At 67.0% G+C, this 3,678-nt stretch carries 4 protein-coding genes and 1 pseudogene; 2 read left to right on the top strand and 3 right to left on the bottom strand.

The features are described from left to right. Nucleotides 1-255 (top strand): annotated as a pseudogene (locus VF662_RS14855) (M16 family metallopeptidase); the annotation flags it as partial. A gap of 132 nt (nt 256-387) precedes the next feature. Here VF662_RS14855 and VF662_RS14850 read toward each other — a convergent pair. Further along, nucleotides 388-1,452 (bottom strand): 5-(carboxyamino)imidazole ribonucleotide synthase, encoded by a 1,065-nt coding sequence (locus VF662_RS14850; protein ID WP_464142647.1) that lies wholly within the window; start codon nt 1,450-1,452, stop codon nt 388-390. Continuing rightward, nucleotides 1,449-1,937: a 5-(carboxyamino)imidazole ribonucleotide mutase gene (purE, locus tag VF662_RS14845; RefSeq protein WP_464142645.1), complete on the bottom strand. Its 489-nt coding sequence runs from the start codon at nt 1,935-1,937 to the stop codon at nt 1,449-1,451. The genes VF662_RS14850 and purE overlap by 4 nt, the downstream gene beginning before the upstream one ends. Nucleotides 1,938-2,074: 137 nt before the next feature. Here purE and VF662_RS14840 point away from each other — a divergent pair, with 137 nt between their 5' ends. Beyond that, on the top strand, nt 2,075-2,662 hold the full coding sequence (locus VF662_RS14840; protein ID WP_464142643.1) for a GGDEF domain-containing protein: 588 nt from the start codon (nt 2,075-2,077) through the stop codon (nt 2,660-2,662). A 78-nt stretch (nt 2,663-2,740) separates the two neighbouring features. On the opposite strand, the gene gpmA is transcribed toward VF662_RS14840, so the two are convergent. Next, a complete protein-coding gene (gene gpmA / locus VF662_RS14835) occupies nt 2,741-3,427 on the bottom strand; it encodes a 2,3-diphosphoglycerate-dependent phosphoglycerate mutase (RefSeq protein WP_464142641.1) in 687 nt (228 codons plus the stop codon). Nucleotides 3,428-3,678 lie beyond the last annotated feature (251 nt).

Genomic DNA, 3,678 nt, shown 5'->3' with positions numbered 1-3,678 from the left:
CTTCCGGGCAGCTTCGAGACTTCGGCGGCGGTGCTGAACGGCATGCAGACCAACGTGCTCTACAACCGGCCGGACAATTATTACGAGCAGCTGGCCGGCATCTACCAGGCGCAGACCTCGGCGCGTCTCGACGCCGCGGCGCGTGCGGCGATCAACCCGAACAACTTCGTTTGGGTGGTCGTGGGCGAAGCGGCCAAGGTACAGCCGCAGCTTGCGAAGCTGGGCATCCCGGTGGAAGTCCGTACGGTCCAGTAAGGTCTGGGCACGGCCGATAAGGCGATCGTCACCCCGGACTTGATCCGGGGTCCACCTTCTTCCCGGCGTTCGTGCTGAAAGAAGGTGGATGCCGGATCAAGTCCGGCATGACGGTTTGGTGAGCCCCGTCCATCAACCGAGGCGCGTCACGTGGCCCATCTTGCGGCCCGGGCGCGCCTCGCCTTTTCCGTAGAGATGGAGATGAGCGGCGGGATCCGAGAGGATGTCCCGCCAATCGTCCGCATCCGTTCCGATCAAATTCCGCATCGTGACGCGCGAAGCGGCGAGCCCGGTCGCGCCGAGCGGCAGCCCGCAGATGGCGCGGATGTGGTTTTCGAACTGCGAGGTGATCGCGCCCTCGATCGTCCAGTGGCCGCTATTGTGGACGCGAGGCGCCATTTCGTTGAAGATCGGCCGGCCTTGGCAGGCGAAGAATTCGAGCGCTATCACCCCAACATAGTCGAGCGCTTCGGCGACCTTGCGCGCGAGCGGCGCGGCCTGCGCGGCAGCCGATGCGATCTCTGGCCCGCCGGGGACTTCGGAGCGGTCCAATATGCCGTTCACGTGGGTGTTGCGCGGCGCGTCCCACGTCAGCGTCTCGCCGGATGCCGAGCGGCATAGCAGGAGCGAGAATTCGGCTTCGAAATCCACGAACGCCTCGAGGATCGACGGGGCGCCGCGCACCGCTTCCCAGGCAGCGTCGGCATCCGCGGGGGACATGATCCGCGCCTGGCCCTTGCCGTCATAGCCGAAGCGGCGGGTCTTCAGGATCGCCGGCGTTCCCACTTGTGCCAGCGCAGCACCGAGCGCTTCCCTCGTGTCGACGGGAGCGAAGGCGGCGGGCTCTCCGCCGAGCCCAAGCACGAACTGCTTCTCGGAAACGCGGTCCTGCGCGATCGCCAGAGCGGAGGGGCGGGGATAGAGCGGCACCTGCGCGGCGAGCGCGGCGAGCGGGGCGGCGGCGATATTCTCGAATTCGTAGGTGGCGACGTCCACTTCGCTTCCGAACCGGGCAAGGGCGCCCTCGTCGGACCAGTCGCCGCGCGTGAAGCGGGCCGAGACCTCGGCTGCGGGCGGAGCTTCGTCGGGCGCGTAGATGTGGCATTTGTAGCCGAGCTGCGCCGCCGCGATCGCGAGCATCCGCCCGAGCTGGCCCCCGCCGACGATGCCGATCGTGGAGCCGGGAGCGACGGTCATTCCGGCCGTTCGGCGATCGCGTCGGTCTGCCGGCGCCGCCAGTCTTCGAGGCGTCCGGCGAGCGCCTCGTCGGTGGTGGCGAGGATCGCGGCGGCCATCAGGCCGGCATTCACCGCCCCGGCCTTGCCGATCGCAAGCGTTCCGACTGGGATGCCGGCCGGCATCTGGACGATCGAGAGCAGGCTATCCATCCCCTGGAGCGCCTTCGATTCCACCGGTACGCCGAGCACCGGCAGCCGCGTCATCGAGGCGGCCATCCCGGGCAGGTGCGCGGCCCCGCCCGCGCCGGCGATGATCACCTTGAGGCCGCGCGCTGCGGCGCCGCCGGCATAATCGTAGAGGCGTTTCGGGGTGCGGTGGGCGGAGACGATCCTCGTCTCATAGGCGACGCCGAGCTCGTCCAGGGTCTCCGCGGCATGACGCATCGTTTCCCAGTCGGACTGGCTGCCCATGATGATGCCGATCGGGGGAGCTTCGTCTGCCATCCAAAACCTTCTGCGCGGCGAAGCGGCCTCTTAAGCGGCGGCGCGAGGGGAGGCAATGCGCAGGGGCGGCCGCTTTTCGCGTTGTGTTAACCCGCGCCGCATATGATGATCGCTTCATTAGGGACGCGGGGGCTGCGGTGGCTGACGAAGGGAACATGCAGGCGGGGTCGAGCAGGCTCGGCGACCTTGCGGACGAGAATGCGCTGCTTCGCGCATCGCTTGCGGAAATGCGGGACCGGCTTGCCGAGCTCGAGCAGCTTGCGGATACCGATACGCTGACGCCGCTTCCGAACCGGCGGCGGTTCATCCGCGAGCTCGAGCGCGTGGTCGGGCAGGCGAACCGGCACGGAACGCCGGCCGCGGTGCTCTACGTCGATCTCGACAGCCTCAAGGCCATCAACGACGCCTATGGCCACTTCGCCGGCGATGCGGCCCTGATCCATGTGGCGCGGCTACTCGGCGGCCTCATCCGCTCCACCGATGTGGCGGCGCGGATCGGCGGCGACGAATTCGCACTGATCCTGGACCATCTGGACCACAACAGCGCGATCGAGACCGCGGACCGGATCGCCCGCTGCATCTCGTCAAATCCGCTCGATCTGGGCGGCACGGAAGTCGCGCTCCAGGCCTCGATCGGCACCGCCACCATCCTCTCCGGCGACACTGTCGAAGACGTGATGCAGCGCGCCGACCGCAACATGTACATCGCCAAGACCGAGCATTGACTCGGACCGTCATTGCGAGGAGCGCAGCGACGCGGCAATCCAGCAGCTGGATTGCTTCGCTTCGCTCGCAATGACGGCTTAGCGGTCTTTCAGATAATAGCGATCAGTCGCGTTCAGATCCCCGTCCAGCTCGTAGACGATCGGCTGGCCGGTCGGGATTTCGAGGCCTGTGATCTCGTCGTCGGGGATGTGCGACAGATGTTTCACAAGCGCCCGCAGCGAGTTGCCGTGCGCTGAGATGAGGACTCGCTCGCCGCTGCGTAGCGCGGGTGCGATCCGCTCTTCCCAGTAAGGCAGGACGCGGGCGATCGTGTCCTTGAGGCTCTCCGTGCGCGGTACCTCGATGCCGGCGTAGCGGCGGTCGGCGGAGAGGTCGAAGGGGCTGTCTTCCTCCATCGGCGGCGGCGGGATATCGAACGAGCGGCGCCAGATGCGGACCTGCTCTTCGCCGACCTTGGCGATCGTCTCAGCCTTGTTGAGGCCGGTGAGGCCGCCATAATGGCGCTCGTTAAGGTGCCAGTCCTTCTCGACCGGCAGCCAGAGCCGCCTCATCTCCTCGAGGACGATGTTCAGTGTCTTGATCGCGCGGGACTGGAGGCTGGTGAAGCAGGCGTCGAAATCCAGTCCGCGCTCGGCGAGCAGGCGGCCCGCGGCGCGCGCTTCCTCGATGCCCAGCTCGGTGACGTCCACGTCCCACCAGCCGGTGAAGCGGTTTTCGAGGTTCCACGACGACTGGCCGTGGCGGATGAGGACGAGGCGGGGCATGAATTCTCCGTCGATGCGCTATTCACGCTCATCCTGAGTAGGGGCTGAGCCTGGCGAAGGCCGGTATCGAGGATGGTCCTTCGATACGCCGGTTCGACAAGCTCACCGGCTACCCAGGATGAGCGATCTTGGGTTTGCTCCTAACGGCGCTTCGGAAGCGCGTCGATCATCGCGTGCAGCGCGTCGAGGCAGGAGCGGGCGAGGAGCCTGCTCCGGTCCGGCGACCAGCCTTCGTCGGGATCGGGAAGGTC

The organism is Allosphingosinicella sp. (assembly GCF_036387215.1).
Taxonomy (GTDB): Bacteria; Pseudomonadota; Alphaproteobacteria; order Sphingomonadales; family Sphingomonadaceae; genus Allosphingosinicella.
The sequence above is the reverse complement of the archived record's forward strand: the minus strand, read 5'-3'. Positions and strand labels throughout refer to the sequence as shown.

Coding starts and splice junctions, on each gene's coding strand:
- VF662_RS14850 (WP_464142647.1), bottom strand. CDS start 1,452: ATGACCGTCGCTCCCGGCTCCACGATCGGCATCGTCGGCGGGGGCCAG.
- purE (WP_464142645.1), bottom strand. CDS start 1,937: ATGGCAGACGAAGCTCCCCCGATCGGCATCATCATGGGCAGCCAGTCC.
- gpmA (WP_464142641.1), bottom strand. CDS start 3,427: ATGCCCCGCCTCGTCCTCATCCGCCACGGCCAGTCGTCGTGGAACCTC.